Below are 4,470 nucleotides of genomic sequence, written 5' to 3'. Positions count from 1 at the left end.
TGTGTTTAGTCAAGCCTGACTTTCGACTTTGAGCATGGATTTCTTTCGGGTCCGTGCACGAAAGTTTTTCGGGTTTCGTCACGGGCCCGCCGGCGCCTCCCTACCTTCCCGACTTCCCGAGCATCAGGCTCTCCTCCAGCCTGTGGCTCGGGCCCCCGAACTCCACGAGCCTGCCGTGGTGCACGACGCGGTCGACGATCGCCGCCGCGAGCTTGTCGTCCGCGAAGACGGTGCCCCACCTGCTGAACTCGACGTTGGTGGTGAATATGACGCTCCTCCTCTCGTAGCTCTCGGATATCACCTGGCAGGGCAGCCTCGCCCCGTCCACGTCGAAGGGCACGTAGCCGAATTCGTCCAGGACCAGGAGCCTCGCCTTGGCCACGTCGGCGAGCAGCCTGTCGAGCGTCCCCTCGCGCTTGGCCTTGCCCAGCTGCAGCACCAGCTGGGCCGTCTGCCAGAACCTCACGGGGTAGCCCGCGGACGTCGCAGCGATTCCGAGCGCGGTGGCCATGTGGGTCTTCCCGCGCCCCGTCTGGCCGTAGAACACGAGGTCCTCGGCGTCGCGCACGAACGCCAGGGAGCACATGTCCTCGCGGCCCCAGCCGTCCGGGAACGTGACGTTCGACCAGTCGAAGCCCTCGACCGACTTCGGCACGGGGAACCTCGCCTGCCTGAGCAGCCGCGCCCTCCGCGTCCCGTCGCGGTGCGCGATCTCCGACTCGAGCATCGACGTGCACGCCGCGACCTGCCCGGGCGTCGCGGAGGCGAGGAAGGCGGCGATGGTGTCGCCCGATATGAATAGCGCCCTGGCGGCGTCGCGGAAGGACGCCTGGGCGGCCTCACGCTCCGAGCTCGTCTGCGGCACGGCGATCGCCTCCCTCGAGCAGCCTCAGCGCCCCGTCGCAGGCGCCCAGGTCGACCTCCTCGTCGTACTCGACGCGCTCGTCGCCCGCCGCGGCCCTCGCCGCGGACAGGGCCACCGACGCGCGGTCGATGCCGCCGGTGGCCGCGAGCGAGCGCGACATGCCCTCCACGGCGGCGGGCCAGCCGCGCTCGGCGCTCTCGTCGCGCAGCACCCCGGGGTCGGCGGCGAGGTCCGCGGGGGGGCTCCGCGTCCAGGAACGACACGAGCTCCGCCGGCAGCGACGCCCTGACGCTCGAGTCCCTCCAACCCGCGGGCCTCGCGCACAGCAGCCTGAGCTGCAGGGTCGGGTCGGAGCTGTCGGTCGGAGCCTCGCCCCACTCGCGCCCGTGGGTGGCGACCACCTCCCCGGTCGAGGCGTCGCAGACCGTGACGTCGAAGGCGCCCAGGGCGACGTCGACCCGGCGGCGCGCGTAGGCGGGCCCGGCCGAGTAGCGGTGGGGGCCGCCTACGGTGAAGGTGCCCTGTTTGTTGCACGTCCTGGTCTCCCACTTCACGCACGAGAACGCGGCCGGCGGCAGCGGCGAGAGCGCGTCTTTGTCCTCCCCGAACAGCTCGAGCTCGGGCGTGCCGAGCCCGTGGTGGCGCTTGCCCGCGCTGAGGTCGAGGCAGTCCCCGAGCAGCCTGCGGTTGAACGCGGCGACGTCGTGGAACGACGGGACGGGCACGAAGAGGTTCCTCCTGTGGCACCCGACCTTGTTCTCGACGTTGCCCTTCTCGTTGCCCGAGTAGGGGTTGGCGAGGGCGTGGTCGGGCCCGTAGTGCGCCGCGAAGCGCCGGAAGAGCTCCGAGAGCCTGACCTCGCCCCCGACGCGCCTGCCGACCTCGGTGGCGTCGTCGAGGACGGCCCTCCTCGGCACGCCGCCGGAGAACTCGAACACGTTGCGGAGCCCCTGGCAGACGCACTCTGATGTCTCGCCCCAGAACACCTGGGTGAGCCCCACGTTGGAGTGCGGGAAGGTGACGGTCAGGTACTTGCCCCTGGTGACCACGCCGCGGACCCTGAAGTCCGCCTCCCCGAAGTCGACCTGGACCTCGCCGGGCAGCCAGCCCGGCGTAAGGAAGCCCTCGGCGTCCCTGCGGTCACGCTCCCTGGCCATCTCCTCGCGGCGGCGCCTGACGTAGCGCTGCACGGTTGAGTAGGAGCCGTCGTAGCCCAGCTCGTCCCGAAGCCTCACATACACCCTCACGGCCGTGTGGCGCTGCCTGCGCCAGTTCTTGCAGTCGTCGTCGAGCCAGGAGTCTATCGTCCCCTCGTAGGGGGCGAGCACCTCGCTCTCGGGCTTCCTCCTCCTCGGGGGCTCGGGCGACAGGTCGTCCATCCTGGCGTACTTCCTCGCAGTGGGCTCCGACACGCCGACCGCCCTCGCGATCGCCGCAATCGGCTCGCCACGCCGCGCCCTCCTGCGTATATCCTCTATCTTGTCCACGCCGATCATTTCCCCTCTGGCCCTCCTCACGTCGCAGACCGAAGCAACGACATGTTGGGCCAATCGCGGGATGGTCGGCGTGCCCATGCACGAACCAGTAATTTTTTCGTGCTCAGACCCGAAACTTTCCGACGCTCAAACCCGCAAATGAGACGCTATCAAACACATCGATCCACACGCGCCCGGACAGCACGATCGAGTCCTGCCTCGTCCCCGCCGCGGCGAAGACCCGGTGGCGCCACTCGAAGGCGGTCCTGTGGGAGATGCCGCAGGGCTCGGCAGCCGCGTCGGGCTGGCAGTTCCAGCACATCGCCGACACGAACGCGACCCAGGTGGGGAAGTCGGCCTTCGTGCGCTCGAATATCGTGCTCGTGAGCGAGCCGTACCTCCTGCCGCACGCGCGGCAGGGCCATCTCTGCGACCCGTTTGGGGCCCGCCCGTCCCTCACGGGGCGCCCGCCGTCGCCGCAGAGGGGGCATGGGGGCCGCGGCCTGAGGGAGTCCGCCGCCTCGGCGAAGGCGCCCCACCCGTGCGCGTCGCGGCACGCCCTCGTCCCGACGGCCTCCCTGAGCAGCGCGAACTCGTCGTCCGCCAGCGCGTCGACGCGGGCGGCGAAGGGGTTGACGTCCATATGCGATTCCCGTCCGCCCGCGTGGACGTCCCCCCGGGATGTCGCCAAACATAGAGGGGGACGGCCACGCGGGCAAATCTATGTTGGCGACGGGAATCGTATCACGGTTGATTGCCACGGGCCGCTATGCCCGAATGGGATCTATCACCCGTTTGGTCTACTGGTAGAACTTTATGAAAAACATACAACGTCTTATCTAGCCGTTGTTTGGGCTAAGTCTGCTTACCAGCTCTTCCTATGTGGCTCCTAAGACAACGTGCACATGGACGATGCCATTAAAACTGTCTAGTCCTTGGAAACAATTGGCTCTGAGCCTTGCCTTATTGAGAGAAGGCTGATCTCCAAGAAAAGAGTACGTCAGATTCACAACGGAGGGAAACATTGCTATCTCCCGCCATGGACACGCTGGCACGGGGAGTAAGCACCTCTTCCCACTCCCCGACACGCGCCCCGCACGCCGGCCGCCGCGTCCACGTGTTGATGTTCACTAAGAAGTGACGCGAATGGTCATCGGGAATTGAGCGCCGTGGTCAGCAAAAACTGAGCAGTCTGGTCAGTTTATGGCCGTGCCCCGATGCGTCAGGGGCACGGCCATAACTATGTTTTCCTTCGGGCGGCAACCTTTGGCAAGACCCGCCCAGAAGGAGGAAGGGGGCATGACCGTGTCCCCGGACGGGCAGGAGGATGCCAGGAGGATGGATAGAGATGGTGTCCCGAGGGCCCGCATAGCCCGGGAGCCGCGTCTCAGCAGGAACACCGTTGCGAAGTACGCGGATGTCCAGGACATGTCGCCCAAGCCGCCAATCGGCCAGAAGCGGGCGCACCGTGCCACCGACGAGATAGCGCAGTGGATCGACGCGATACTCACAGATGATCTTTGCGCCCCGAAGAGGCAGCGCCACACTGCCTCGAGAATCTTCGACAGAGCTGTCGAGGAGAAGGGCTATGCCGGTTCCTGCCCCTCGATACGAAGACACGTTGCCACATGGAAGGAGGGGCACGCGCAAGGGCCGAGGGACGGCCTCCCTGGGCTTGGGTGGGCCCCGGGTACGGCCCAGGTCGACTTCGGGAACTTCCGAGCGACGGTCGCGGGCCGCGTGGCTCATGTTCGAGAAAAGAAGGCCGTTCGAACCTGAACTGCCTCCCATTTCTTGGACACAAGAAATGGGAGGTTCGTCTTTATGCCTGATGACTTGCGCTTGAAGCACGATGCCGGCTCCAGAAGGGAGGCGGCAAGGCTGTTCGAGATGGGATACGGCTACGGCCCGGTCGCCTCCATGATGTCGCCTCCCGAGGAGGCTGTGAGAGAATGGCTCTACACGTTCCGCGCCGTCGGATCGGAGGGCCTGCTGAACATGGGGAGAACCCAGGCGAGATACAGCTGGGAGCTGAGGTGCGACGCGGCCAGGGCCGTGGCCGGGGGCGAGATGACCGTCGTCGAGGCGATGGAGGCCTACGGGGTCGCATCGCGCTCGCCCCTGAACAAG

At 67.0% G+C, this 4,470-nt stretch carries 4 protein-coding genes and 2 pseudogenes; 2 read left to right on the top strand and 4 right to left on the bottom strand.

Features of this window, described 5'->3' with window-relative positions; all coding sequences use genetic code 11:
- Positions 1–100: 100 nt before the first annotated feature.
- From istB to HMPREF1316_RS01725, 4 genes and pseudogenes are all read right to left on the bottom strand, one after another.
- Entirely contained in the window at positions 101–865 is a 765-nt protein-coding gene (gene istB, locus HMPREF1316_RS01735; RefSeq protein ID WP_040650875.1) for an IS21-like element helper ATPase IstB, read from the bottom strand.
- Positions 840–1,076: a hypothetical protein gene (locus HMPREF1316_RS13000; RefSeq protein ID WP_051332877.1), complete on the bottom strand. Its 237-nt coding sequence runs from the start codon at positions 1,074–1,076 to the stop codon at positions 840–842. The genes istB and HMPREF1316_RS13000 overlap by 26 nt, the downstream gene beginning before the upstream one ends.
- Before the next feature lie 169 nt (positions 1,077–1,245).
- A pseudogene (gene istA, locus HMPREF1316_RS14965) lies at positions 1,246–2,361 on the bottom strand (IS21 family transposase); the annotation flags it as partial.
- Positions 2,362–2,464: 103 nt separating this feature from the next.
- Positions 2,465–2,983, bottom strand: coding sequence for a hypothetical protein (locus HMPREF1316_RS01725; RefSeq protein WP_021725170.1), 519 nt, complete (start codon positions 2,981–2,983; stop codon positions 2,465–2,467).
- A gap of 656 nt (positions 2,984–3,639) precedes the next feature.
- Between HMPREF1316_RS01725 and HMPREF1316_RS01720 the strand changes: the two genes are divergently transcribed.
- Positions 3,640–4,119: a hypothetical protein gene (locus tag HMPREF1316_RS01720; RefSeq protein WP_051332875.1), complete on the top strand. Its 480-nt coding sequence runs from the start codon at positions 3,640–3,642 to the stop codon at positions 4,117–4,119.
- A 63-nt stretch (positions 4,120–4,182) separates the two neighbouring features.
- A pseudogene (locus HMPREF1316_RS01715) lies at positions 4,183–4,470 on the top strand (helix-turn-helix domain-containing protein); the annotation flags it as partial.

This window comes from Olsenella profusa F0195, assembly GCF_000468755.1.
Taxonomy (GTDB): domain Bacteria; phylum Actinomycetota; class Coriobacteriia; order Coriobacteriales; family Atopobiaceae; genus Olsenella_F; species Olsenella_F profusa.
Note: the sequence above shows the minus strand (reverse complement) of the source record. Positions and strands in the feature narration are given on the sequence as shown.